Raw genomic sequence first — 23,290 nt, forward strand, 5'->3', positions numbered from 1 at the left:
GCTTGGCCGCAGACCAGTGATCAGGATGAGCGTTTGGGCCTCGCCCCCTACAGCCTTACCCATGCCGGAGTTAGTCAGGAGCGGACGAGTCGACTGATCGCGTCGCTGGCTTCCTTGATCTTAGCGGCGGCCTCGTCTTCACCGAGCTTCGCCGCGTCGAGAACGCAGTGCTTGAGGTGATCGTCGAGCAGGCCGAGCGCGACGACCTGCAGCGCACTGGTGAGTGCGCTGACTTGGGTGAGGATGTCGATGCAGTATTTCTCATCGTCGATCATCTTGGAGATTCCACGAGCCTGACCCTCGATGCGCCCCATGCGCTTGAGGTACTTGTCCTTGTCGCTGATGTACCCGTGGGTTTCTGCGGAGGTCTCGGAGGGTGACATCGTACGTTCCTAACGTTCCAGCGATCAGAATGGGCAGGGTGCGGGTGGAGTTGTGAAGTTCCCGGGGCGACGTTGCGGTCATCCCTGTGGTGACAGACTATCTGCCGCCCTGTGCCGCTTTCTGCTGATCTACGCGCTTCTCGCGTCGGGGTCCGCGGCACCAAAATCTCAGACCGCGAACCCCGCATCCGCGTGGTTACGCCATGTTGGCGGCGTACGTGGCCGGATCCGAGTCGAATGCCGGCCCGCAACCGCCGCAGCAGAAGTAGTACCGCTCGCCCTCGTAGTCGCGATAGAGACCGGTCGCTTCGGCCGCCGTCTTACTGACGGGGTTGCCGACCATGACCGGGCAGGTCGTCATGTCGTCAGCTGCGCCGCTGGCCATCAGGTTCTCGCTTGCGTCGCCGGCCGCAGTAAAGGTGGATGTGCTGGTGCTGGTGCTGGTGCTGGTGCTGGTGCTGGTGCTGCAGCAGCTGGAGGTCGCCTCGAGGTCGTTCGTCATTGTGGGTGATTCCCTTCGTGTTTTCTGTGGGTGGTGTGGGGTTGGTCGAGCTATTGCTTTGCGACACTCTTGAACCCGCGCAAGCGCAGGCTGTTGCCGACAACGAAAACGCTGGAGAGCGCCATCGCGGCCCCGGCGAGCATGGGGTTGAGCATTCCGAGCGCTGCGACAGGGATTGCCGCGACGTTGTAGGCGAACGCCCAGAAGAGATTGGTCTTGATGGTTCCGAGCGTCTTGCGGGAGAGCCGGATGGCGTCGACCGCACTGCGCAGGTCGCCACGCACCAGGGTGATATCGGATGCTTCGATCGCGACATCCGCGCCGGTGCCCATCGCCAGACCGAGGTCGGCCTGGGCCAGCGCGGGGGCGTCGTTGACGCCGTCGCCGATCATCGCGACGATCCGGCCTTCCTTCTGCAGCCGGACAATCACATCGACCTTGTCCTTCGGAAGAACCTCGGCGATGACTTGCTCAATGCCCACCTCGGTGGCGATTCGCCGGGCGACTGCCTCGTTGTCGCCGGTGAGCAGGATCGGTGTCAACCCGATCGCCTTGAATTGTGCGATCGCTTCGGCGCTGGTCGGCTTCACCGTGTCGGCGACGACGAGGATGCCTCGTGCCTGGCCGTCCCAGCCCACGGCAACCACCGTCTTGCCTTCGCCCTCGGCGCGCGCCTTCGTCGACGCGAGCTCACGGCTCAGATGCAGCGACCATTCGGCCAGTAGCGACTCGCGGCCAACCAGTACGGCGTGGCCATCGACAATGCCCTGAACGCCCTTGCCTTCGATGTTCGCGAAGCCTTCAGGAGTCGGCAGCGTTCCCACTTCCTGCGTCGCGCCCTTCGCGATCGCCTGCGCGATCGGGTGTTCAGAGGCATCCTCCAATGCTCCGGCCAGACGCAACAGTTCGGCGCGATCGATGCCGGCTTCGACGAACACATCGACGAGAGTCATCTTGCCGGTGGTGACCGTTCCGGTCTTGTCCAGCACGACGGTGTCGACGGTGCGGGTGGATTCCAGCACTTCCGGGCCCTTGATGAGCACGCCCATCTGTGCCCCGCGGCCGGTACCCACCAGCAGCGCCGTCGGCGTCGCCAAGCCCAGCGCGCAGGGGCACGCGATCACGAGCACCGCGACCGCCGCGGTGAATGCCGCAGTCACCGGAAAACCGGCGCCGAGCCATCCGCCGAGCGCAGCGAAGGCGATCACGATCACGATCGGCACGAACACGCCAGAGATCCGGTCGGCGAGGCGCTGTACTTCGGCCTTGCCGGTCTGGGCATTTTCCACGAGCTGGGCCATCTGCGCCAACTGCGTGTCCGACCCGACTCTGGTAGCACGCACCGAGAGCCGGCCGCCGACATTCGTCGTGGCCCCGGTGACGCTGTCTCCCTCGGCGACCTCGACCGGCACCGCTTCGCCGGTGAGCATGGATGCGTCCACTGCGCTCGACCCGGAGACCACGACGCCGTCGGTGGCGATCTTCTCCCCCGGGCGAACGATGAATTCGTCACCGACGTGCAAGTCCTCGACGGGGATCTTCGTCTCCACCCCACCGCGCAGCACCGACACCTCCTTCGCGCCGAGCTCGAGCAGTGCGCGCAATGCTGCGCCGGCCTGCTTCTTCGAGCGCTTCTCGAAGTAGCGGCCGCCGAGGATGAACATCGTCACACCGGCGCCCACCTCGAGGTAAATGTTTGCCGCGCCATCGGAGGGCGCCAACGCGAACTCGAACGGGTGCGTCATCCCCGGGGTTCCGGCGGTGCCGAAGAACAGCGCATACAGCGACCAGAGGAACGCAGCGGAGGTACCCATGGAAATCAGGGTGTCCATCGTCGCGGCGCCGTGCTTGAGATTCGTCCACGCCGCCTTGTGGAACGGCCACGCCGCCCACAGGATCACAGGGGCAGCCAGCGCGAGTGACGCCCACTGCCAGTAGGTGAACTGCAACGCGGGGATCATCGCCATCGCGATCACGGGAAGGGTCAGCACGATCGAACCGATCAGCCGATTGCGCAGTGACAGCAGCTCCGGGTCTGCGTCGTCGGCGTCAACGGAGCCCGCGCCATCCTTCGTCTTGCCCTTCGGGGCGGGCACCACGGCGCTGTATCCGGTCTTCTCGACCTCGGCGATCAGCAGCGCCGGGTCGTACCCGTCGGGCACAGTGACCTTCGCCTTCTCGGTTGCGTAGTTCACGGTTGCGGTGACGCCGTCGAGCTTGTTCAGCTTCTTTTCGATCCGCATCGCGCAGGAGGCGCAGGTCATCCCGCCGATCTCCAACTCGATGCCTGTGCCCACACTCGGGGGCGCTGTTGTGCTCATGTGCTGTTCCTTCTGCTAGCTGTAGAAAGGCGAGACCTGACGGTCAGTGCCCCTCCGGATGCGTTGCGCTCTCGGTGTTCGCGGATCCGTCGCTGTGGGCGTCGGTGGGAGCGGCGGCGTGGCCGGCGTCGAGCACGAACTCGGCGGTATGAACCTCGCCGTCGACCTGAAAGTCCAGGTACAGCAGGTATCGACCCGCGGTCGGAGCCTCTGCGGCAAACTCAATCTGCGGCCCTGCCGTCTCGCCCGCGACTGGTTCTTCACCCTCGGCGTGCACGTGCAAGAAGGCGAGGTCGCCCTCACGCAGCGCAACGAGGTGGCCGAATGCACCCAGGTAGGGCTCCAACGTTGTGACCGGTGCACCGTCACGGTCGACGGTGATCGTGAGCTCGCTGGCCGAGCCCGCCACCATCTCGCCGTCGAGTGAAACAGTGAAGCCGTCGACCTGATCGACCTGAATCGGCTGCGGCACCACCGGAGTGAACGCTCCGGCCACCTGCACGGTGCGGGTGAGCGTCAGAGCGGATGCGTCGGCAGTCGTGAAGTCCGCAAACACGCGGTAGCTGCCGGCTTCAGCCCATTCCCACGGCATCGACCACGTGCCCGTTGACTCATCCAACGTCGGGTGGACGTGACGGAACTGGCCGCCATCCGACCGCGCAACGATCAGATGCAGCTCCTTATCGTGGGAGGTCGTGTACGTCGCGACCGGAGCGCCGGAGGCATCCTGAATCTGGAAGCTCAGCTCACCGGGGTCGCCGACCGTTGCGGGTGCCTCGACCGGCGACAGCACATACCCGTCGGCGCCGAGCGCGAGGCCCTTCACGGCTGCCGCGACCGCTGCACTAATTGCGGTTGCGTTTGCGACTGCCGACGCGGTGCTTTCGGGATCGTGACCCTTGTTATGACCGTTCATTTCGCTTCCTTTCGTCCACCCTGTGACGACGCTGTCGGGAACGACAGCGCCGGCGATGCCGAACGCACCGCCACAGGCCACGACGAGTCCGAGCCCGTAGATGGCAAGACGTGCGCCAGTCTTCATGCAGCTCGCACCGCCCGGTAGCCTGCCTCCTCCACGGCGGCCAGAACGTGGGCATCGTTGACCGCATCGGAGCCCGTCACAACGAGCGTGCCCGTCTGTGCACTGACCTGAATGTCCTCAACCCCAGCGATCTCGCCGACCTCTTCACGGATCGACATCTCGCAGTGCCCGCAGGTCATCCCTGTCACCTGGTACTCGTTCGTAGCCATCGCGCATCCTCACTTCTTGGGTACCCCTACCGGGTATCTGTAAAGGTCACCGTATACCCCACCAGGGTATTAAGCAAGCTAAAGGTGACCGGTTGAAACATGTACCCCCCAGGGGTATAAGGTATACCCCTACCGGGTATTACCGGCCGTTTCTCAGGAGGAAAATCACACATGTCAACCCATCCACCCCTCTCACCGGCGAAGCGGTGGCTCGGCCTCGTGCTGATCGCCACAGCGCAGTTCGTTGTCATCATGGACACCTCGATCATCGGTGTCGCCCTGCCCGACATTCAACGAGATCTCGGCTTCACGCCGGAGTCTCTCTCGTGGGTGTTCAACGCCTATGTGGTCGCCTTCGGTGGCCTCCTCCTGCTGGGCGGTCGTCTCGCCGATGTCTTCGGCGCGCGCAAGATCTTCGTTCTGGGCTGGCTTGTACTGATCGCCGGATCGTTGATGGCGGGAGCCGCCAGCACGATCGGCCTCGAGATCGCGGGCCGCGCCATTCAGGGTGCCGGTTCAGCACTGATCGCGCCGGCGGCTCTGACCCTGCTGATGATGCTCTTCGGCGGCACATCTGACCTTCCCAAGGCCTTCGCCGTCTATGGCGCAGCAGCTCCAATCGGTGGCACCGCCGGAGTCTTCCTCGGAGGCGTGCTGACCGAGTACGCGAGCTGGCCGTGGGTGTTCTACGTCACGATTCCGATCGCGGTCTTCGTGCTCGCATTCACCGCAACGGCACTCCCCCGAACCGTGCGGAAGGCATCGGGTTCTATCGACATCGGCGGCGCCCTCACCGTGACAGCCGGCCTCGCCGCAATCGTCTATGCCGTCGTCAACGCCCCGGATGTTGGTTGGCTCACCGCGCAGACCCTCAGCGTGCTGGCCGTCGGCATCGTGCTGCTGGTGATCTTCTTCATCATCCAGGCACGGAGTCAGAGCCCCCTGCTGCGTCTCGGACTGCTTCGCACACCCCTGCTTGCGGCCGCCAACAGCGCCCAACTCCTCCTGGGTGCGGCATGGGTATCGATGTGGTTCTTCCTGAACCTGTACCTGCAGCAGGTACTCGGCGCGTCTGCCTTCGCCGCCGGTGCCGCACTTCTCCCGATGACCGGCCTTGTCGTAGTCGTCATGATTGCGTTGGCGCCACGGCTTCAAGCGAGATTCGGCGCGAAATCGCTGATTGTCGCCGGCCTCCTTGTGCTGTCGGCCGGACTCCTGTGGCTTTCCCTGGTGCGTCCCGACGGAAGTTATGCCGTCGACGTTCTTCCCGCCTCGCTCCTGGCGGCCCTCGGAATGTCACTCGCGTTCGTTCCCTCTCTCGGCACCGCCATCAACGCGGCACCGCCCGCCGAAACCGGCGTTGCCTCGGGGCTCGTGAGCACCAGCTACCAGATCGGGTCAGCGCTTGGACTCGCCGTGCTCACGGCAATCGTCTACGGCATGTCCGGAACCGACCCGTCACGGGTCGAGCTGACCGAGGGTTACTCCGCCGCCTTCCTGGGCGCAGCAATCCTCGCCCTCGTCGGAGCAGTGATCACCGCCCTTGCGATGACCAAGCCACCGGCATCCGTCCCTGCGTCCCAGGAATCGGTCTCGGTGTAACAGCCGCCTGGGTCGATGAATCGGCGCGCCTCACGGCCGCCGATTCATCGACGCAGGACACCGGCTCGTCGCAGGTCACCGGCCGAGTCGGCAGTGAGAGACTTCACATGGAGGGCTGCTCAACCGCCAGCGCGAGCGAGCGTTGAGCCTCGTGGCGAAGTGGCGCTATCGAACCGCATCTTTCAATCACGCTCAGTAGTGAGAGGCAATCCGGATGATTGAAGCTCTCGAAAGCACGCGCGACCTTCCATTGCACGAGTTCGTCGTTCGGGTTCTCGTGAAAGGTGTCAATCAGTGCGCGCAATGCCGCTAATCGGTCCGTTGGCGTCACTGCCGCATAGAAGCACATGAACCCAATCGCATCGATGACCTCCGCGACCTCATCGCGCGGCCGCTCGCGAAGAACGGCGATGAGCATCGGCAGAATCAGCGGATCCATCCGAGCAAGAGTTCGAGCCACGATGTCTCGCGGAAGCGGATAGCTAGATTTCCTAAACACCTCAGCTGAGGGATGCTTGTGCTGGTTCTTCCCAATCTTGCCGAGCAGCAGGGTGAGCAATCGCGCGCTGGGTACCCCTCCACCCTGAAGCGCCTCACAGATCTCGAGCTTGGTGTAGAGCTTGGTTTCGCGGGTGAGTCGTTCCACGAAGATATGGTTCAACGAATCACCCGCGGACGTCGTGCGTGCGAGCAAACGGATGGCTGCAGATCGCTCGACGGCGTCGTCGGAGTCGACCTTCCGAATGAGGTCTTCGGTTGACATCTGACCAAACGAGGCCAGGTCCTCGGCGCTCAGGAATCCGCGACTTCGCAATGCGCTCGTTTGACTTTTCATCTGGCCTTGACTCTATGGGGAGTTGCTCGTGCTTGAATCGAGACCACGTTCGTAGGCGGCTCCGGTTGGGGCTGCAGAACAAGTCTGCGAGGGGTGTACATGACGAAGGTGCCCAAACCGTTCGAGGTCCACGAGTCCGGGGCGCTGTTCCACGGGACAAAAGCGAACCTCGCCGTGGGCGATCTCCTCGTGCCCGGGCGCCGTTCGAACTTCGGTGGGGGCCGGACGGCGAACCACATTTACGTGACGGCAACTCTGGATGCCGCAACCTGGGGCGCCGAACTTGCCGTGGGCGACGGGCCCGGCCGGATCTACATTGTGGAACCACTCGGCGACCTTGAAGACGATCCGAATGTGACGGACAAGCGGTTTCCCGGAAATCCGACCCGTTCGTTCCGCACCCGGGAGCCGGTGAAGGTCGTCGGTGAACTGAGGGACTGGGTGGGACATTCGGCCGACCAGTTGCAGGCCATGCGAGATGGTCTCGCCGATCTGGAGCGCCGGGGCGAAGCGGTGATCGACGACTAGACGGCCCGAACGCAGGATGGAACCACGGGTCCCCCCGTCCTGCAGCTAGCCTCGAAGCGCATCCATGACCGCCTGCACCCGACGCGTTCGGGTGTCGTCGCTCTTCGCACCTGCAACCGACTCAGCATGCGCGCGCTGCTTGCTGTACGAGAGCGCCGACCATGCCTGCGTCGCCACCGGGTCCGTATCGAGTTGCGCTGCCAGCGCTGCGGGGATATCGACGGTGCGCGGTGCGTCGTCGACGTCGAGGGTGACTTCGATCTCATCGCCCGCGCCCTTGCCAGTGGCAGCCCGGGTCTCGGCGTTGAACGAGATCAGAAACTGACCGCCCATCGATGCGATGGTGCTGCGGTACGAATAGTCGCCATCGATGGTCACGACGACGGGAACGCGTTTGCCGCGGCCGAAGCCGAGCACGACATCCTCGGGCACGACGATGCCCACGTTGTTGCCGCCGGCGGCCCACAGTGTTGTTCGGAAGCTGACCACGATTTATCCTTTCGCGGATGCCGATCGTGCGATCGCGTTGCACGTGCTGCGGTCAGCGACGGTCGGCATCGGGTGTGAGACGGTGCGGTTGGCATCAACGGATGCGTCCAACAGCGATGCTAACGCGGCGACCGGATCAACGCGCCGCAGGCACCCCTTCGCGAAGCTGAAGCGCGGATGTCAGCGTGCGGATGCCGAAGGCGAAGGCTTCGTCGACGTTCCCGCCGAGGTTGAAAGCGCCCGCCAGCTCCATGCCGATGAAACCGTTGGCCCACGCCGTCAGTGTGCGCGCAGCCTCGAGCGCATGGTCCGGCCCGGCGAGCGCGCCCGCAACCTCAAGGAGTGGCTCGCTCGATGCGACGATCAGGTCGTGAGATGGACGCGTTCCGACCGGCCCGAGCGCGAAGATGAGGTGAAAGCCGGCCGGGAAGCGATGCGCGAATGCGCGGAATGCCAACGCGAGCGCGGCGACTCGCGATGCGGCATCCGTCGGCTCGGCTGCGGCGCTCCGCAGATGCTCTCCGAGGTCGTTGAGGGTCGCCTCGGTGATGAGCCGAACGAGCTCGTCGCGATCTCGCACTCGCTTGTAGAGTGACGGAGCTTTGACGCCGACACGGTCGGCGACCGCCCGCATGGTCAGCCCGGCGAGACCCTCCACTTCCAGGAGGTCGCGGCCAACGGCAATGATCGCCTCGCGAGATGTGCGTTCAGGTGTTGGCATTGTGCTCCGCGGCTCTCTTGAGAATCGATAGCTATTGACTATAGCCATGATGGCTATGTATCGTAGCCATGTAGCCAGCGTAGCAATCCGAAAGGTGCAAGACAATGCAACTCGCTCCAGGCCTCCGTCGCGTCGGCAACGACATCGTGGCATTTCACCTCATCGAGACCCCCGACGGAATCACCATGATCGATGCCGGCCTGCCCGGCCACTGGACGGATCTTCGTGCAGAACTCGCGGACATGGGCCGCGATCTCACAGACATCCGCGGGGTGGTGCTCACTCACGGCGACAGCGACCATATCGGCATCGCAGAACGGCTCCGCCGCGAGCACGGCATCCCCGTGTACGTGCACTCCGCCGATGCCGCCCGGGCACGCGGAGAAGCGACCTCGCACGCCCCGGGCGGACCCAAGCGATTCGGCGCGATGCTCGGCTTCGCCGCGTACGCCGTGCGCAAGGGCGGCGCGATGACGAAGCACCTGAGCTCGGTGGTCGAGATGCGCGACGGCGAGACGCTCGCCCTCCCCGGCTCGCCGCAGATCATCGGGATGCCCGGCCACTCACCGGGCAGCGTCGCCGTCTTCGTGCCGTCAGTCGATACCGTCTTCGTCGGCGATGCGCTCACCACCCGCAACGTGCTCACCGGAGTGACGGGCCCGCAGCCGGCCCCGTTCACCGATGATCCGGCCGAAGCTCTCCGCTCCCTCGACGCGCTCTCCGCGGTCGCGGCGCATCGCATCGTGCCGGGTCACGGCCCGGCCTGGTCGGGATCCATCCCCGACGCCATCCGTCAGATTCGGACCTAAGGCCACCACCAGGCACCACTCGGCACCGTCGAAAACCTAGGCGGCCCGCGTGATCAGCCCCTCACCCCCGGCCTCGACCGACGACAGCACATTCGCCGTCTCAATGATCAAACTCTGCATCGCCTCAGCAGCACGCGTCAAAGTCACATCATTGCGCTGCGCAAGGCTGATCGACCGGGCAAGGCGCGGCGCGGTGAGCCGAACGGAGCGCAGGCCAGGCCGGTCTGCCAAGACCATGGCGGGTACGACCGCCACACCCAGACCGCGTTCTACACAGCGCAGCACTGAGTCCATCTCCCCACCCTCGAGGATCACGGTCGGAACCAGCTCGGCCTCCTGAAATGCGCGCATTGTCATGGCCCGCAAATCGTAGCTTTCGTGGAACGTGATCAGTGGGAGCGCAGCGAGTTCCGTGAGCGTGAGAGCCTGAAGATCGTGCAGAAGCGGGCTCTCGGCCGCGGCAATGACCACCAGTTCCTCGGTGAGAAGAGGAAGCCGGCGGAGGCTCGTGGCAGATGGGCGGCCATCGGATGTGGTGACGAGCGCCAGGTCGAGCGTCCCGCCGGAAAGCTCGTCCAGCAGCCCGTGCGAGCCACCCTCTGTCAGGTGCAGGTCGATACCCGGGTACGTCGCGTGGAAGGACGTCAGCACCTCGGCGACCAGACTGATGCACAGCGTCGGGGTGGCCCCGAGGCGCACCCGGCCTGTTCGGAGGCCGGCCAGCTCCTGCATCTCGTACCTGACGGTGTCGGCATCCGCGAGCATTCGCTTGGCCAGCGGAAGCAGTGACTCGCCGGCCGCGGTCAGGGTGATGTTGCCCCTGGCTCGGTGAAAGAGCGGCGCGCCGAGATCCGCTTCGAGGGCTGAAATCTGCCGGCTAAGCGACGGCTGGGCCAAATGCAGATGCGCGGCGGCACGGGTGAAGTGCCCGATGCGGGCCACTTCCACGAAACTTTGGAGCTGCTCCAGGTTCATTTTCAATAGCCTAAACGCATTGAAACGACTCGAATGATTCATTGGACTAATCATGAGTCGATTCTTAGCGTTGAAGCATGAACGCATCGAAAGCGATTGAAAAGCAGATTTCCACCACGGTTCTGGTGATCGGCACCGGTGGCTCGGGGCTTCGGGCCGCCATCGAGCTGGCCGAAATGGGAGTCGACGTGCTCGCGGTGGGCAAGCGCCTCCGCAACGACGCGCACACCTCGCTCGCCGCGGGCGGTATCAACGCGGCGCTGGGCACCATGGACGAGGACGACTCCTGGCAGCAGCACGCCGCCGACACCATCAAGGAAAGCTACTTCCTGGCCAATCCGCATACTGTCGAGATCGTTGCCCGCGGTGCTGCGCAGGGCATCCACGACCTGGAGCGCTACGGCATGAACTTCGCCCGCGAAGACGATGGGCGCATCTCGCAGCGCTTCTTCGGCGCGCACACCTTTCGTCGCACGGCGTTTGCCGGCGACTACACAGGCCTCGAGATCCAGCGCAGCCTGGTCAACCGCGCCGCGCAGTTGGATGTCCCGATCCTCGACGAGGTCTACATCACCCGGCTGCTGGTCAAGGACAACCAGGTCTTCGGCGCCTACGGATTCGACCTCAACACCGGCACCCGCTACCTCATCCACGCCGACGCGGTGATCCTCGCCGCCGGCGGCCACAACCGCATCTGGCGCCGCACCTCGTCCCGCCGGGACGAGAACACCGGCGACTCGTTCCGCCTGGCCGTGGACGCCGGGGCCCGGCTGCGCGACCCCGAGCTCGTGCAGTTCCACCCGTCCGGCATCATCGAGCCCGAGAACGCTGCCGGGACCTTGATCTCCGAGGCTGCCCGGGGTGAGGGCGGCGTCCTGCGCAACTCATCCGGTGAGCGTTTCATGGAGCGCTACGACCCGGTGCGCAAGGATCTCTCCACCCGCGACCGGGTGGCCCTGGCTGCGTACACCGAGATCAAGGAGGGCCGCGGCACCGCGAACGGCGGAGTCTGGCTTGACGTCTCGCACCTGCCGCGCGAAACCATCATGGAGCGATTGCCACGCGTCTACCAAACGATGATGGAAGTGCAGATGCTCGACATCACCAAGGAGCCGATCGAGGTGGCCCCGACCGCGCACTATTCGATGGGTGGGGTGTGGGTGCGCCCGGAGGACCACAGCACGGATGTCGACGGCCTGTACGCGATCGGTGAGGCATCCAGTGGCCTGCACGGCGCCAACCGTCTGGGCGGCAACTCGCTCATTGAGCTGCTCGTCTTCGGCCGGATCGTCGCCCACGCCGCGGCGGAGCACTCGGCGTCACTCGAGGCCCAGCCGCGCTCCGCCGCGGCGCTGGCCGAGGCGCGCGCGGAGATCGACGACCTGCTCGCGGCCGACGGCCCTGAAAACGTGCGGGCGTTGCAGCGGGCCATCCGCAACATGATGACCGAACACGCCGGGGTGGTGCGCGACGAGGAGGGCCTGACGGCCGGCCTCGCCAAGCTCGACGACATTGAACAGCGCATGCAGAACGTCGGAATCCACCCGGACATCGCCGGCTTCCAGGATCTCGCACACGCCTTCGACCTCAAGGCGTCGGCGCTGGCTGCCCGCGCCACCCTCGAGGCGGCCGTGGAACGCCGCGAGACCCGCGGCTGCCACAACCGCAGCGACTACCCGGAGACTGATCCGGCTCTGCAGGTCAACCTCGTCTGGTCCCCCACGACCGGCGTGGTCCGCGAAGAAATCCCGGAGATTTCGGAGGAAGTCGCCGAGCTGATCCGTGAGGTGTCGACGGCCGGGAAGCTCGTCGAGTAACCGTCGCCGGAGGGGGTCGTGCGGCTCATGACGGGGTCGTGCGGTTCATCGAGTACACAATTGGACCCCCGGGGATCGCGGTCGTGGCGACGGTGAAGAATCCGAGCCTCTGGTAGAGACGCACATTCTGTTCGTTCGAGGTCTCGAGGGCAACAGGTGCGGCGCGCTCGTCGATCATCGCGAGGCCGGCCGCGGTCACGGCTGTTCCGAGTCCCGTCCCCTGGCGGGCCGGATCAACACCGACAGTTTCAAGAGTCCACGCTCCAGCTGGTGCATCGGGCAGTGACAGCTCGGTGAGCAATGCAAGGCGCGCTCCGAGCAGGTCGGCGACGTGCTGTTGTGTCTGCTCAGTGGGATCAGGAGAATCTGGCGGAAGGAACGCTGCGACCGCGCTCAGTTGTTCGTCTACGAGCACGATGCCATGCTCCAGGGCGTGGGACAGATACAGGCGCTGAAGCTTCTCGAGGCGATTCGCGTATCCGTCGTGGGGAATGGACCATCGCGTCCAGGGGTACGCGTCGAAGGCGGCGGCGAGCACGCGGGCTGCGGCGTCGAGGTCAGACGAGGTGGCAAGTCGGATCTGACAACTCATTGCTTCAGACCTGTCCGTTGGAGTGCACGCCGACCCGTTCGGGGGCGACGGGGTAATGGCTCGAGATCGCCACGCGGTTCCAGGCGTTGATCACAATGACCAGCCAGGAGACTGCGGCGATCTCCTGCGTCGTGAGTACGGCATCGACATCAACTGTGTTGTGCGCGCCGGCCGAACCGAGGGAGATGTTCGTGAGCCGCTCGGCGAGGATGAGCGCGGCCTGCTCCTTGTCACTGAAGTACTGTGACTCCCACCAGGCCGCGACGACCGCGAGCCGGTCGGCGGACTCGCCGATTGAGAGTGCATCGCGCGAGTGCATCCGTAGGCAGAACGCACAGCCGTTGATCTGCGACGCCCGGATCTTCACGAGTTCGATGAGCAGCGGGTCGAGTCCGACTGCAACTGCCTCCGCCGCGGCCGTCGCATCGAGTGCTGAGAGTCGTTGGTAGCTTGCCGGGCTTGTTTTACCGAGGTTGACGTGCGAAATGATCGTTTCTGCTTTCTTTTTCGAATCCGGTGAGCGAGGGACGCAGTGCGGCGAGTGTGGCGCGAATGATCCGTCGCTGTTCGGCCGGAGCGCGGTCAGAGGAAAGCACAGCCACTTCGTTGACGGCAGCAAACACTGAACTCACAACGGCGCACAGGATTATCCGGTCATCAGGGTCGCTCGGCTTCGTTCCGGAAGCCGGATTGCCACCCGTATTGACGTGGTTCGTGTGCCAGCGGACCCAGAGTGCTTCCCCGATGCTCCGATGAAACGCCTGAACGTGAGTGAAATAACTTGCTTGCACATGGGGTGACTCTGCTGTGATTCGCTGAAAGAGCGCCGACCTCCTCTGCGCATCGCTATCGAGCCGATCCAGCGCCGCTTCCACCACCGCGTGCAGAGAGTCCCAGGGGTCCTCACCCCGTGGCCGGGCGTTGACGGAATCAATCGCCCACTGTGTATCAGCGTCGAAGCTCGAAAACAGGAGATCATCCTTCGTCGCGAAGTAGCGGAAAAAGGTGCGTTCGGAAATACCCACCACCTCGGCGATATCACCCACGGTCGTCTCTCGAAACCCACGCTCGTCAAAGAGCCGCTCCGCAACCTCCTGAATCCTGTTGCGAACCGCCTCGCGAGCAATCTCGCGCGACGAAAGACTCGGCTCTTTCACTCGTTGATCCTCTTGTGTCATAGGCTGTCATAACTGTCAGTCCTGCCATCAACTCTAAACCCATGGAGACAAGCTCATGACACGCTTTTCCGACGTCGTCACTGAATTCTGGAGAAAGCCGTTCGCCGGTGAAGTTCTCTACCGCGATGAACGCCTCAGTCTCACGATCAACCCAGATCTCGGAGACGATGAGCGTGTCATCGTCCTCCACACCATCGACGATTCCCATACCGCGATCGCAGTTCTTCCGGAGCTCGCTCAAGCGCTTGCGGCTCACGGCATCCGCGCGGGGGCGCCCCTCCTTGAGGAAGCGTGCGTGCGGGAAGCCTTGGTGCAGGTCGGAGTTGTGCTCCACGGCGCCGACAATCTTTACTACTTCCCCGACCGCTGTCACCCTTCTGGGGACACGGAATCAGACTCATTCGTCATTCGGCAATTGACTGCAGAAGATCGAGACCTGTTCGCCGATTTTGAAGATCGCGCATCCGAGCAGGACCGTGAAGATGCACAGGTCGATCTCGACGATTGGGCGGCCTTTGGTGTGATCTCTGACGATCAGCTTGTGGCTGTCGCGAGTACCTATCCGTGGAAGGATTCGACGCTCGCCGACATCGGCGTTCTCACTCTCGCGACCGAGCGCGGTCGGGGGAACGGACGTCGCCTCGTTCAGGCGATGGCACGTCACGCACACGATCTGCATCACGAACTGCAATACCGGTGCCAGCTCGACAACAGTGCGTCACAAGCTCTTGCCGACTCCGCTGGGCTGCAGGTCTTTGGGCGGTGGGAGGTGCAGACGCCCTCAGGCGACGACAACGACTGACCGTTCACCCACGCGGCAGCGAACTCAGCATTGCCGACCCCCGCTCACCGGATCATTCAACCCGCGCGGGATCCTCCGCGGCGCTCGGCGAGGTAGTCGGCCGGCATACCCGGCCCGATGCGGATGGCAACCTCTTCCGCCGGCACGATGCCGCAGGTTTCGCACAGGGCGACCGCGTGCACCTCGCCATCACCGCAGGTGGCGTGTCGGTACAGGATCGGCGGGTCGACGGGAGACGCCCAGGCGTCGCCCCATTCGGTGAGGGCGATGAGTGCGATCGCGAGTGCTCGGCCTTTGTCGGTGAGGCGATAGTCGACAGAACCTTCGCGTTCCATGATGCCGCTGCCGACGAATGAATCCAGTCGCGATGTGAGCACGTTGGTCGCGATGCCGAGGTTGTGCTGAAAATCACCGAACCGCGTCACCCGAGCGAACATTGCATCACGAATGATGAGCAGGCTCCACCGCTCGCCGACGAGTTCGAGTGATCGCGCAATCGAGCACACCTGCGTGTCATAAGTCTTTCCCAACATGAGCCGACTCTACCACTTGCATGATGCAAGCAGTCGGTCTACGCTCACTTTCATCACGCAAGTTACGGAGTCCTCCCACCCAGGGAGGCGTGCAAAGGAGCAGAGAATGACCGAGAACTTCACGACAACGATCACCGTGGATGCCACGCCGCAACAGGCGTTCGATTCGATCAACGACGTGGCCGGCTGGTGGGGGCGCATCACCGGCTCGACCACCGCCGTCGGCGACGAGTTCGTTTACGTCGTGCCCGGGCTGCACTACAGCGGATTCCGGATCACCGAGGTCGAGCCGGCGCGACGCATCGAATGGCTCGTCACAGGCAGCTACCTCGATTTCGTCGACGACAAACAGGAGTGGAATGGCACGACCGTGCGTTTCGACATCGAACAGGCCGACGGCGCCACGCGGGTCACCTTCACCCACGCGGGCCTTGAGCCCGAGGTCGAATGCTACGACGTGTGCTCGAACGCGTGGGGCATGTTCGTGAACGGCAGCCTCAAGGCGTTCATCGAGACCGGCGAAGGCATGCCGTACACGTTCGGTGGCGACGAGGAACTCAGCGCCGCCGATCACTCTGAGCTGCACCAGCAGGTCGCCGAGGCCGCCGGACGCGCAGACAACGCCGGCTGACGCGAACGAGGGCTCGCCGAACGCGACACTCTCGTCTGGCGAGGTCTATCCCCGTCGGCGCGGGGTAGAGCGTGCGCCAGCGGGGATGCACCGCGCCCAGATGGTTGGGGCACGTGAATCCGACCTCGCAAGTTGATCCTCGAACGGACCCAGAGGTCTACACAGATTCAGCCGCAAACCAGGTTTGAGGATTGGCTCACGAGGTTTCGAGACGCAGCCTCCTTCGTCGGCTGCTCCTCAACCACCGAAATGGCCCGCCGGCAGGTCGAAGTGCACCGATGTGCGCACCAGTTCGGTGCCGCACTCTGAACACAGCAGGACCGGGCCGAGCGGTGAACCGCACGACGTATGCCGGATGGTCAGCTCGTGTGCCGACTCGGGCGAGTACCAGCGCTGAGCCCAGTCGACGAGAATCGCGAAGACGGGAAAGAAGTTCATTCCCTTGGTAGTGAGCCGATACTCGCCCTCCGACGAGGGAGCACTCAGCACCCCGGCCGCGACGAATCGGCGAAGCCGGTCGGACAGAATCGACGGGGCGATACCAAGCTCCGCTTTGAAAGCGTTGAACCGGCGTATACCGAGAAAAGCAGCCGCGAGAATCGCCGTGCTCCAGCGGTCGCCGAGAATCTCCATTGTCTCCGGGTAGTAGGAGAGCGCATCCGCTGGAGTGCCGGACTCAGCGGCGCGCCGGTGCAATCGAGGCACGGCGATCTTCGTGAACTCCGCCTCAGCACCTCGCTCCGCAGAAGTCTCGCGGGCCGTGATCGGAGACACTCCACACACGCCGCACCCCAGGACAGGAAGCGTCGCGTGCCCACAGACGTCGTGAATGAGCACCGGTGCGCCTTCGACGCCCGGCACGGAAACCTGTTCCCACCCCCAGATCGCAAGGAGCAGACTCGACAGCTCCAGCGCGCGTGGAGTGAGCTTGTACTCCTCGCGCGTTCGACCGTTGTCGTCGTAGGGAACCCGCTCCATCAGCTCGGCCGCGACAAGATCACGCAGGCGTGCCGCCAGCGTCGATTCGCTCAGCCCGAGCTGTGCAACCCAGTCGCCGAAGCGGCGGGTACGCAAGACGAAGGCTCGCTGCAGGATGAGAAGCGTCCAGCGGTCGCCGAGGGCGAGGAGCGCGATTCCGATCGCGCTCCCGTTCGTGGGGATTGTCGCTGTCACTCCGTCAGCCTAGTGATCGCGCGCCGGCCAGCCTGCCGACCCGATCACACGCCGCGCCATACTCGATGACCAGACGATCGACGATTTCCGCCGTCGTTTCGATCGCGTTGATGTTGTCGAGCCCCTGACCCGCGGCCCAGGTGTCTTTCCACCGTCGAACGTTCGAGGCCTCGGTGTTGTAGTTGCGCGAGATCGGGGCAGCCGCGTCGGGGTCGATTCCGACCGCGGTCAGCGAGGCACGCAGCCAGGATGCCGGGGTGCCGGTGATCGCCGCCGAAACGACAAGGTCATCGATCGAGCTGTCGACCACCATCTGTTTGTGCGCCTCGAGGGCGATGCTCTCTGGCGTGGCCAGGAAGCGGGTGCCCATGTAGACGAGGTCGGCACCCGCAGCAATGGCACCGGCAATGCCGGCTCCGGTAGCCACGCCTCCGCCGACACAGACGAGGCCGTCGAAGCTGTCACGTACCGCCGCGATGAAAGGCAATGGCGACAAGTGGCCGGTGTGACCGCCGGCACCGGATGACACGCAGACGAGGCCGTCGGCACCGGCATCCGCAGCTTTGCGGGCCAACTTCAACGAGACAACATCCGCCAGCACAATGCCACCGTAGGAATGCACCACGTCAACGACGGGGCGCGGCGAACCAAGGGCGGTGATGACGACCGGCGGGCGGTGCTTCGCCACCATCTCGAGGTCATCGCCCAGGCGTGCATTCGTGGAGTGCGTGATGAGGTTCATCGCCCACGGCGGCGCATCCACTCCGGTACCCAGTGCCGTCGTGATCTGCGTGAGCCAGGCGTCGAGCTCGTGCATCGTGCGACAGTTGGGCGTGGGAAAGGAGCCGACGATTCCGGCGCGGCTCGCAGCAATGACGAGCTCCGGCCCCGAGGCCAGAAACATGGGGGCCGCGACGACGGGAAGGCGCAGGCGCTCAAGCAGTTCAGAGGGAATCATGTCGTGGGGAACCTTTCATCAGATGCTTCGGTGAGCGGATGCTTCGCGGCAGTGAGCGGGTCGGCGGCGGGCCGCATGGCAGTTGGCTGCACGGTGGCCTGAAGCTCAACGAGCCGCGCGGTGATGGCACGGCGGTCGATCTTGCCCGTCGCCCCGAGCGGAAACTCGGTGTGAAAATGGGACGATTTCGGCCTCTTGTGCGGCGCCAGTGCACCGAGGCGGTCGTGAAGAGACTGACCTTCGGTTGCCGTCAGATCGTCACCGGACGTCGTCGTGTAGGCGAGCACGATTCGCTCGCCCCAGCGTTCATCGGGAAGGCCGACCACCACGGCAGCGCGCACGCCAGGACTCGACACGACCACCGACTCAATCTCGCCGGGATAGACGTTGTATCCCCCACTGATCAGCATGTTGTTCTTGCGATCCGCGAGATAGAGATAGCCGTTGGTGACGACGCCCACGTCACCGGTGAGCAGGGCGGCGCCGTCGAATGCCTTGCCGAGGTCAGTTCGCTCGTCGGCATTCCAGTAACCGGGGGTGACCATCGGCCCGCTCACAGCGATTTCGCCGAGCGCCGTCTCGCCGAGAACTCCTGCATCGCCGCGTTCCACGGCGCCGGACTCGGGTTCCCCGACAACTTCGATTCGGGCCTCACGAACCGCACGGCCGGCCGAACTGAGCAGGCGCGGTTCGTCGCTCAGCCCTCGAGCATGATCCTCGATACTGAGCACCGTCAGCGGCGGGATCGCCTCGACCAGCCCGTAGTACTGCACGAGTCGATCGGTGAGAAGTTCAGATGCCCGTCGAATCTGAGCCGCTGGCATCGGCGCACCGGCATACGCGAGCATCCGAACCCGCGCAAACGACGCTCGCGCCGACTCGGGAAGGTGCGTGAGCGCGTCGATCACGCTCGGCACAAGCGCGAGATGGCTGATTCCCTCCGCTTCGACGAGCTCGGCAATTTCCGCGGGACTCGGATGATGCACCATCACCTGGCAGATACCGAGCGCCAGCATCGGAAGCACAAAGAGTCCGCTCGTGTGAATCGCCGGTCCCGCATGCAGATAGGCCCGCGCCTCCCCCGTCGGTTCCACCACGTCGCGCACCATGGCGCGCATCGAGGACAGTCGCATCCGGTGCGTGCGCAGCGCGCCCTTCGGCATGCCGGTTGTGCCCGAGGAATAGGCGAGACCCACCACGTCGTGCGGCTGCGCAGCCGGGAGACGAGACTCCACAGAACCCGAGGCAACAAGCGATTCCAGGTCACCCGCATCCGCTCGAACCGTGATCTCGCAGGAAATGTGCTCGATGATGCGGGCACCATCGGCGCCCTCGAGACGCCCATCGACGAGGAGCCCGTGCGCGCCACTATCGGCATGAATTCCGGCCCATTCCCGCGGTCCGAGGCGCGGATTCAGCGGCACCCGGATGAGTCCGGCGAACGCAAGCGCCATCTCGCTCACGAGCAGATCACAGCTGTTGGGCAGCGCCTCCAACACCCGATCGCCCGGGCGAAGCCCGATGCTCAACAGGCCGTCGGCAAGCCGCCGCGCGCGGTCCCGGAGCTCGGCGAACGTCAGCAGGCCCGTCGCATCCTGCACTGCCGGCCGACTGCCGTAACGCTCGGCCGCGCATTCGAGCACGTCTCCGACCGAGAGTGCATCATCCAACACCAGTGTTGCCATGATCGGTACTATAAGCGAAGTTTGACAGTGAGGTGAAGTATGACGAAGACGTCTGCAGAACAGAACCATGCCTATATCGTCGATGCCGTCCGCACTCCGTTCGGGCGCTATCGCGGTTCGCTCTCCCGCCTGCGAGTGGATGATCTCGCCGCGATTCCCCTCCGTGAGCTCGCTCTGCGCAACCCAGAAATCCTGCAAACGGGTATCGACGATGTCATCCTCGGCGACGCGAACGGCGCAGGTGAAGACAACCGCAACGTGGCACGGATGGCCGTGCTGCTGGCCGGCCTGCCCGTCACGACCCCGGCGTCCACCGTCAACCGCCTCTGCGGGTCAGGCGCTGAATCGATCGTTCTCGCCTCGCGAGCAATCCGAGCCGGAGACGCCGACGTCATCATCGCCGGCGGAGTCGAGGGAATGAGCCGGGCACCGCACGTTCTGGCTCCGATCGACGAGCGCCTGCCTACCCGGCCCGAGCTGGTCTCTACCGCCGTGGGCTGGCGCATGGTCAACCCGCTGTTTCCGGCGCCGTGGGTGGACTCATTGGGGCGGTCAGCCGAGCTGATCGCCGACGAGGTCGGCATCGACCGGGTCGCGCAGGATGCCTGGGCGCTGCGGTCTCATACCCTCGCCCTCGACGCGTGGAACGCCGGGTTTCACGCCAACCGGGTGATCGCGACGGCTGGGCTGCAGCGCGACGAAGGCATCCGCGCCGACACGAGCGCATCCGTCCTGGCCGGGCTTCGTTCAGCGTTCTCGCTCAACGGCTCGGTCACCGCGGGAAACTCGTCGCCGCTGTCCGATGGTGCCGCGGCGACCCTGATCGTCTCGGGCCGACGGCTCGCCGAGTCCGGCGCTCGTCCGCTTGCCCGCGTCCTCGGTTCCGCCGTCGTCGGGGTCGACCCGGCGCGGTTCGCTCTCGCTCCCGTCGATGCCGTCAACAAGCTGCTGCATCGACTGGGCCGCGCGCTCAGCGACGTCGCCGTGCTTGAAATCAACGAGGCCTTTGCCGCAGTGGTTCTGGCCTGCCTTCAGAAGCTGGCCCCGCCCGAAACGGTGCAGGTCAACCCCCACGGCGGGGCGATCGCACTCGGGCATCCGCTCGGCGCCTCCGCGACCCGCGCCCTCGTCGACTGCGCCCACGCGGTGCGCGAGCGCGGTGGCGGCATCGGCATCATGACCGCGTGCATCGGCGTGGGACAAGGAATCGCGATCGCTGTGGAGGTCGACGATGAGTGACGATCGAGCACCGCGCCCGACCCCGACGAGCACCGCCGAGGGGTTCCCCGAACCGGCCGAGCTGACCGCGCTGGGCGTGGGGCGACTGCCCGGCCTGCTGGGAATCGAGGTCACCGCCGTTGCCGCGGGGCGCATCGAGGCCCAAATGGAAGTGACACCGGCCGTGCTGGCACCCAACGGCTACCTGCATGCCGCCTCGGTCGTCGCACTGGCCGACACCGCCTGCGGTCTCGGTTGCCGCCTCGCGTTGCCGCCCGGGGCATCCGGATTCACAACCATGGAACAGAAGACCTCCTACCTCGGCACGGCCCGCGCAGGCACGGTGCGCACCGATGCCGTGCTCGTGCACGGCGGGAGTCGCACGCAGGTGTGGGACGCCGAAGTCTTCGACGGTGCCGGCAAGCGCATTGCCCTGTTCCGGTGCACACAGCTGGTGCTCTGGCCCTAAAACAATCTCTTGCCCAGCCACCTAACTTCGCTTATGGTACTTGCCAGAGGAGTTCTCAATGACGACGATCACCCCAGCACTGGCATCCACCTGCACGCCCAGCGAGCTTGCGGCCCGACACGGCCGCCTGCTCTCCGCGGCCGCACGGGCGGTCACGACCCGCGCCGCGTTCAGCGCGTTCGCCGATCGTGCGCCGTCGGGCCCGCAGGGCGATGAAGCGACAGCGCGCTTCGAGGCACTCCTCGAGACGCCTCTGAATCTGCCCGGGCACCGTGGCACCGTCACACTGCAGACCGACGAGATCTCACCGTGGACCAGGCTCCCCCTCGGCGTCAGCTACCCCCGCGCCGAGGCGGCCGCGCTGATCGACAACGCACAGAGGGCGCAAGCCACCCTGAGCTCGCTCAGCATCGACGAGCGCGCGGGGCTCTGTGTCGAAATGATCGAGCGGATGTTCGCGGACAACGTCGTTTTGGGTCTCGCGGCGATGCACACCACCGGCCAGGGCCGGGGTATGAGCCAGTCCGGCAGCGGAACGAATGCCCTCGATCGGGGCCTCGAAGCCGTCGCCGCCGCCTGGCAGGTACTCTCCCGCGTGCCATCGAATGCGACCTGGGAGCAGACATTCGGCGCCGAGTTGGTCGCATTGGAAAAGACCTATCGCATCGTTCCGATGGGGCCCGCACTCGTCGTCGCCTGCGCCAGCTTTCCCGCCTGGAACGTCTACCCCGCCGTGTTCGCCAACCTCATGGCCGGAAACCCCGTCATCGTGAAGCCGCATCCCTCATCGGTGCTGCAAATGGCCCTCGCCGTTTCCATCATGCGCGAGACATTGACGGATGCGGGCTGCGCAGCAGACGCCGTGCAGCTCGCGGTCGACTCTGCCGCCAAGCCCGTCACCTCGGTACTCGCCACGCACCCGGCCATGCGCATCGTCGACTTCACCGGCTCCGCCCGATATGGCTCCTGGGTCGAAGAGAACGCTCGGCAGGCACGCGTGTACACCGAGACATCCGGCCTCAACTCGGTCGTGCTCGATTCGTTCAGCGACACCGACGCGGCCTTCCGCGCGATCGCCGGCGCCGTCTCACTCTTCTCAGCGCAGATGTGCACTGCGCCGCAGAACATCTACATCCCCGAATCCGGCGTGGTCACACCCGACGGCATCCTCTCGGCCGACGAGGTCGAACAGGGCCTGGTCGCGGCGGTCGAGGCGATTGCCGAGAGCCCCCGGCGGGCCGCCGCGGTGCTGGGCGCCATCCAGTCCGACCGCACGCTCGATGAGATCGCCGCGCTCACCACCACGCTGCGCGCCCAGGCGAACGAGCAGGCGCTCGGGCAGGTGCAGGTGCAGGTGCTCAGCGAGCCGCGCAGCTGGCCGGCTCCCGATTTTGCGGATGCCCGCACCAGCACTCCCCTGATCGCGCGCGTCGGCCTCGACAACGAGAACCTCTTCACCCACGAATGCTTCGGCCCGGTCGTGTTTCTCATCCGGGTGCCGGATGCGCGCACCGCGCTCAAGCGCGCGGCGAACGATGCCGCCACTCACGGCGCCATCACCGCTTTTCTCTATTCCACCGATGACAACCTGATCGACTCGGCCGAAGACGCTTTTGCGGCAGCCGGCGCCTCGCTCACGATCAACGTCACCGGCGCGATGCCGATCAATTTCTCGGCCGCCTTCAGCGACTTCCACGTTTCCGGCCTCAACCCGGCCGGCACCGCCACCCTCACCGACGATTCGTTCGTCGCCGGACGCTTTCGTGTCGTCCAGTCCCGTCGTCCCCTGCGTCCGTCGCACAACTGAGATCCGAGGTC

25 protein-coding genes are annotated in these 23,290 nt (G+C 65.0%); 9 read left to right on the top strand and 16 right to left on the bottom strand.

All coding sequences use genetic code 11. The features are described 5' to 3' along the window. Positions 1–74: 74 nt before the first annotated feature. The 5 genes from AB4Y63_RS01170 to AB4Y63_RS01190 form a co-directional block, all read right to left on the bottom strand. On the bottom strand, positions 75–383 hold the full coding sequence (locus AB4Y63_RS01170) for a metal-sensitive transcriptional regulator (RefSeq protein ID WP_441789197.1): 309 nt from the start codon (positions 381–383) through the stop codon (positions 75–77). 196 nt (positions 384–579) lie between these two features. Continuing rightward, positions 580–885 carry a YHS domain-containing protein gene (locus tag AB4Y63_RS01175; protein WP_441789198.1) on the bottom strand — a complete coding sequence of 102 codons (306 nt, stop codon included), beginning with the start codon at positions 883–885 and terminating at the stop codon, positions 580–582. 50 nt (positions 886–935) lie between these two features. Beyond that, the gene (locus AB4Y63_RS01180; RefSeq protein ID WP_441789199.1) at positions 936–3,206 is read right to left on the bottom strand and encodes a heavy metal translocating P-type ATPase; all 2,271 of its coding nucleotides are present in this window, start codon (positions 3,204–3,206) and stop codon (positions 936–938) included. A gap of 43 nt (positions 3,207–3,249) precedes the next feature. Next, positions 3,250–4,248 carry a heavy-metal-associated domain-containing protein gene (locus tag AB4Y63_RS01185; RefSeq protein ID WP_441789200.1) on the bottom strand — a complete coding sequence of 333 codons (999 nt, stop codon included), beginning with the start codon at positions 4,246–4,248 and terminating at the stop codon, positions 3,250–3,252. Then, positions 4,245–4,457, bottom strand: a complete 213-nt coding sequence (locus AB4Y63_RS01190; protein WP_441789201.1) for a heavy-metal-associated domain-containing protein — start codon at positions 4,455–4,457, stop codon at positions 4,245–4,247. The genes AB4Y63_RS01185 and AB4Y63_RS01190 overlap by 4 nt, the downstream gene beginning before the upstream one ends. A 171-nt stretch (positions 4,458–4,628) precedes the next feature. On the opposite strand from AB4Y63_RS01190, the gene AB4Y63_RS01195 reads away from it, so the two are divergent. Further along, positions 4,629–6,059 carry an MFS transporter gene (locus AB4Y63_RS01195; RefSeq protein WP_441789202.1) on the top strand — a complete coding sequence of 477 codons (1,431 nt, stop codon included), beginning with the start codon at positions 4,629–4,631 and terminating at the stop codon, positions 6,057–6,059. Positions 6,060–6,162: 103 nt separating this feature from the next. Here the strand turns inward: AB4Y63_RS01195 and AB4Y63_RS01200 are convergent, their stop codons facing one another. After that, complete coding sequence (locus AB4Y63_RS01200; RefSeq protein WP_441789203.1) at positions 6,163–6,498, bottom strand: hypothetical protein; 336 nt, start codon at positions 6,496–6,498, stop codon at positions 6,163–6,165. Between the two features lie 495 nt (positions 6,499–6,993). On the opposite strand from AB4Y63_RS01200, the gene arr reads away from it, so the two are divergent. After that, the gene (arr, locus tag AB4Y63_RS01205; protein ID WP_441789204.1) at positions 6,994–7,422 is read left to right on the top strand and encodes an NAD(+)--rifampin ADP-ribosyltransferase; all 429 of its coding nucleotides are present in this window, start codon (positions 6,994–6,996) and stop codon (positions 7,420–7,422) included. A gap of 45 nt (positions 7,423–7,467) precedes the next feature. Here the strand turns inward: arr and AB4Y63_RS01210 are convergent, their stop codons facing one another. Both AB4Y63_RS01210 and AB4Y63_RS01215 read right to left on the bottom strand, forming a co-directional pair. Continuing rightward, positions 7,468–7,911, bottom strand: coding sequence for a YdeI/OmpD-associated family protein (locus tag AB4Y63_RS01210; protein ID WP_441789205.1), 444 nt, complete (start codon positions 7,909–7,911; stop codon positions 7,468–7,470). A 136-nt stretch (positions 7,912–8,047) separates the two neighbouring features. Next, positions 8,048–8,632 (bottom strand): TetR/AcrR family transcriptional regulator, encoded by a 585-nt coding sequence (locus AB4Y63_RS01215; protein WP_441789206.1) that lies wholly within the window; start codon positions 8,630–8,632, stop codon positions 8,048–8,050. Positions 8,633–8,736: 104 nt separating this feature from the next. Between AB4Y63_RS01215 and AB4Y63_RS01220 the strand changes: the two genes are divergently transcribed. Next, a complete protein-coding gene (locus AB4Y63_RS01220) occupies positions 8,737–9,441 on the top strand; it encodes an MBL fold metallo-hydrolase (protein ID WP_441789207.1) in 705 nt (234 codons plus the stop codon). Positions 9,442–9,477: 36 nt separating this feature from the next. On the opposite strand, the gene AB4Y63_RS01225 is transcribed toward AB4Y63_RS01220, so the two are convergent. After that, entirely contained in the window at positions 9,478–10,416 is a 939-nt protein-coding gene (locus AB4Y63_RS01225; RefSeq protein WP_441789208.1) for a LysR family transcriptional regulator, read from the bottom strand. A gap of 77 nt (positions 10,417–10,493) precedes the next feature. Between AB4Y63_RS01225 and AB4Y63_RS01230 the strand changes: the two genes are divergently transcribed. Beyond that, positions 10,494–12,233: an L-aspartate oxidase gene (locus AB4Y63_RS01230; protein WP_441789209.1), complete on the top strand. Its 1,740-nt coding sequence runs from the start codon at positions 10,494–10,496 to the stop codon at positions 12,231–12,233. 25 nt (positions 12,234–12,258) lie between these two features. Here the strand turns inward: AB4Y63_RS01230 and AB4Y63_RS01235 are convergent, their stop codons facing one another. From AB4Y63_RS01235 to AB4Y63_RS01245, 3 genes are read right to left on the bottom strand one after another with little or no spacing between them, the layout of a single operon-like run. Further along, positions 12,259–12,825, bottom strand: coding sequence for a GNAT family N-acetyltransferase (locus AB4Y63_RS01235; RefSeq protein ID WP_441789210.1), 567 nt, complete (start codon positions 12,823–12,825; stop codon positions 12,259–12,261). 4 nt (positions 12,826–12,829) lie between these two features. Further along, positions 12,830–13,315: a carboxymuconolactone decarboxylase family protein gene (locus AB4Y63_RS01240; protein WP_441789328.1), complete on the bottom strand. Its 486-nt coding sequence runs from the start codon at positions 13,313–13,315 to the stop codon at positions 12,830–12,832. Beyond that, entirely contained in the window at positions 13,290–13,982 is a 693-nt protein-coding gene (locus tag AB4Y63_RS01245) for a TetR/AcrR family transcriptional regulator (RefSeq protein ID WP_441789211.1), read from the bottom strand. The genes AB4Y63_RS01240 and AB4Y63_RS01245 overlap by 26 nt, the downstream gene beginning before the upstream one ends. Positions 13,983–14,058: 76 nt before the next feature. Here AB4Y63_RS01245 and AB4Y63_RS01250 point away from each other — a divergent pair, with 76 nt between their 5' ends. After that, entirely contained in the window at positions 14,059–14,805 is a 747-nt protein-coding gene (locus AB4Y63_RS01250) for a GNAT family N-acetyltransferase (RefSeq protein WP_441789212.1), read from the top strand. Between the two features lie 56 nt (positions 14,806–14,861). Here AB4Y63_RS01250 and AB4Y63_RS01255 read toward each other — a convergent pair whose 3' ends face one another. Further along, positions 14,862–15,338 carry a winged helix-turn-helix transcriptional regulator gene (locus tag AB4Y63_RS01255; RefSeq protein WP_441789213.1) on the bottom strand — a complete coding sequence of 159 codons (477 nt, stop codon included), beginning with the start codon at positions 15,336–15,338 and terminating at the stop codon, positions 14,862–14,864. A gap of 106 nt (positions 15,339–15,444) precedes the next feature. On the opposite strand from AB4Y63_RS01255, the gene AB4Y63_RS01260 reads away from it, so the two are divergent. After that, positions 15,445–15,969, top strand: coding sequence for an SRPBCC family protein (locus AB4Y63_RS01260; RefSeq protein ID WP_441789214.1), 525 nt, complete (start codon positions 15,445–15,447; stop codon positions 15,967–15,969). A gap of 237 nt (positions 15,970–16,206) precedes the next feature. On the opposite strand, the gene AB4Y63_RS01265 is transcribed toward AB4Y63_RS01260, so the two are convergent. The 3 genes from AB4Y63_RS01265 to AB4Y63_RS01275 are packed head-to-tail and all read right to left on the bottom strand — an operon-like array spanning position 16,207 to position 19,785. Next, entirely contained in the window at positions 16,207–17,142 is a 936-nt protein-coding gene (locus AB4Y63_RS01265) for a winged helix-turn-helix transcriptional regulator (RefSeq protein ID WP_441789215.1), read from the bottom strand. Between the two features lie 4 nt (positions 17,143–17,146). Then, complete coding sequence (locus AB4Y63_RS01270; protein ID WP_441789216.1) at positions 17,147–18,100, bottom strand: NAD(P)H-dependent flavin oxidoreductase; 954 nt, start codon at positions 18,098–18,100, stop codon at positions 17,147–17,149. Continuing rightward, entirely contained in the window at positions 18,097–19,785 is a 1,689-nt protein-coding gene (locus AB4Y63_RS01275; RefSeq protein ID WP_441789217.1) for a class I adenylate-forming enzyme family protein, read from the bottom strand. The genes AB4Y63_RS01270 and AB4Y63_RS01275 overlap by 4 nt, the downstream gene beginning before the upstream one ends. 39 nt (positions 19,786–19,824) lie before the next feature. Between AB4Y63_RS01275 and AB4Y63_RS01280 the strand changes: the two genes are divergently transcribed. From AB4Y63_RS01280 to AB4Y63_RS01290, 3 genes are read left to right on the top strand one after another with little or no spacing between them, the layout of a single operon-like run. After that, positions 19,825–21,024: a thiolase family protein gene (locus AB4Y63_RS01280; protein ID WP_441789218.1), complete on the top strand. Its 1,200-nt coding sequence runs from the start codon at positions 19,825–19,827 to the stop codon at positions 21,022–21,024. Beyond that, positions 21,017–21,472, top strand: a complete 456-nt coding sequence (locus AB4Y63_RS01285; protein WP_441789219.1) for a PaaI family thioesterase — start codon at positions 21,017–21,019, stop codon at positions 21,470–21,472. The genes AB4Y63_RS01280 and AB4Y63_RS01285 overlap by 8 nt, the downstream gene beginning before the upstream one ends. 58 nt (positions 21,473–21,530) lie before the next feature. Continuing rightward, a complete protein-coding gene (locus AB4Y63_RS01290) occupies positions 21,531–23,279 on the top strand; it encodes an aldehyde dehydrogenase family protein (RefSeq protein ID WP_441789220.1) in 1,749 nt (582 codons plus the stop codon). The last annotated feature ends 11 nt before the right edge of the window (positions 23,280–23,290 follow it).

Source organism: Leifsonia sp. YAF41 (assembly GCF_052113185.1).
GTDB lineage: Bacteria > Actinomycetota > Actinomycetes > Actinomycetales > Microbacteriaceae > Cryobacterium.

Bases quoted from the DNA above. Each gene is read 5' to 3' on its own strand.
- AB4Y63_RS01225 (WP_441789208.1), bottom strand. From the start codon at position 10,416: ATGAACCTGGAGCAGCTCCAAAGTTTCGTGGAAGTGGCCCGCATCGGG.
- AB4Y63_RS01180 (WP_441789199.1), bottom strand. From the start codon at position 3,206: ATGAGCACAACAGCGCCCCCGAGTGTGGGCACAGGCATCGAGTTGGAG.
- AB4Y63_RS01230 (WP_441789209.1), top strand. From the start codon at position 10,494: ATGAACGCATCGAAAGCGATTGAAAAGCAGATTTCCACCACGGTTCTG.
- AB4Y63_RS01195 (WP_441789202.1), top strand. From the start codon at position 4,629: ATGTCAACCCATCCACCCCTCTCACCGGCGAAGCGGTGGCTCGGCCTC.
- AB4Y63_RS01175 (WP_441789198.1), bottom strand. From the start codon at position 885: ATGACGAACGACCTCGAGGCGACCTCCAGCTGCTGCAGCACCAGCACC.
- AB4Y63_RS01235 (WP_441789210.1), bottom strand. From the start codon at position 12,825: ATGAGTTGTCAGATCCGACTTGCCACCTCGTCTGACCTCGACGCCGCA.
- AB4Y63_RS01215 (WP_441789206.1), bottom strand. From the start codon at position 8,632: ATGCCAACACCTGAACGCACATCTCGCGAGGCGATCATTGCCGTTGGC.
- AB4Y63_RS01220 (WP_441789207.1), top strand. From the start codon at position 8,737: ATGCAACTCGCTCCAGGCCTCCGTCGCGTCGGCAACGACATCGTGGCA.
- arr (WP_441789204.1), top strand. From the start codon at position 6,994: ATGACGAAGGTGCCCAAACCGTTCGAGGTCCACGAGTCCGGGGCGCTG.
- AB4Y63_RS01185 (WP_441789200.1), bottom strand. From the start codon at position 4,248: ATGAAGACTGGCGCACGTCTTGCCATCTACGGGCTCGGACTCGTCGTG.
- AB4Y63_RS01250 (WP_441789212.1), top strand. From the start codon at position 14,059: ATGACACGCTTTTCCGACGTCGTCACTGAATTCTGGAGAAAGCCGTTC.
- AB4Y63_RS01255 (WP_441789213.1), bottom strand. From the start codon at position 15,338: ATGTTGGGAAAGACTTATGACACGCAGGTGTGCTCGATTGCGCGATCA.
- AB4Y63_RS01260 (WP_441789214.1), top strand. From the start codon at position 15,445: ATGACCGAGAACTTCACGACAACGATCACCGTGGATGCCACGCCGCAA.
- AB4Y63_RS01190 (WP_441789201.1), bottom strand. From the start codon at position 4,457: ATGGCTACGAACGAGTACCAGGTGACAGGGATGACCTGCGGGCACTGC.
- AB4Y63_RS01170 (WP_441789197.1), bottom strand. From the start codon at position 383: ATGTCACCCTCCGAGACCTCCGCAGAAACCCACGGGTACATCAGCGAC.
- AB4Y63_RS01275 (WP_441789217.1), bottom strand. From the start codon at position 19,785: ATGGCAACACTGGTGTTGGATGATGCACTCTCGGTCGGAGACGTGCTC.
- AB4Y63_RS01270 (WP_441789216.1), bottom strand. From the start codon at position 18,100: ATGATTCCCTCTGAACTGCTTGAGCGCCTGCGCCTTCCCGTCGTCGCG.
- AB4Y63_RS01280 (WP_441789218.1), top strand. From the start codon at position 19,825: ATGACGAAGACGTCTGCAGAACAGAACCATGCCTATATCGTCGATGCC.
- AB4Y63_RS01200 (WP_441789203.1), bottom strand. From the start codon at position 6,498: ATGGATCCGCTGATTCTGCCGATGCTCATCGCCGTTCTTCGCGAGCGG.
- AB4Y63_RS01290 (WP_441789220.1), top strand. From the start codon at position 21,531: ATGACGACGATCACCCCAGCACTGGCATCCACCTGCACGCCCAGCGAG.
- AB4Y63_RS01285 (WP_441789219.1), top strand. From the start codon at position 21,017: ATGAGTGACGATCGAGCACCGCGCCCGACCCCGACGAGCACCGCCGAG.